At 54.5% G+C, this 257-nt stretch carries 1 protein-coding gene; it reads right to left on the bottom strand.

The features are described from left to right. Positions 1 to 257 (bottom strand): ATP phosphoribosyltransferase regulatory subunit (locus tag ACTHTA_RS11520; protein WP_440379637.1); only part of this gene is annotated, 257 nt, incomplete at both ends.

Here is a 257-nt window from a genome sequence, read left to right as displayed (position 1 = left end):
ATCGGACAAAGCGCGGAATACGCCGATATGGCCCAGCGACAGCAAAACCTCGCCCATATCGGCAATCTTCATGCTTTTGAGCATCAGGTCAATCAGTTCGATATCCGCCCGGATGTCGGCGAAACCATACATCTCCGCTCCCGCCTGCAAAGGTTCGCGCATATTGAGCAAACCTTCCGGCCGCGCGTGCAACACAGGGCCTGCGTAACACAAACGGTTAATCCCTTGATTGGCGGACAAAAGATGCGCATCGATAC

This window comes from Neisseria sp. P0013.S005, assembly GCF_051958425.1.
GTDB classification, from domain to species: Bacteria; Pseudomonadota; Gammaproteobacteria; order Burkholderiales; family Neisseriaceae; genus Neisseria; species Neisseria subflava.
The sequence above is the reverse complement of the archived record's forward strand: the minus strand, read 5'-3'. Positions and strand labels throughout refer to the sequence as shown.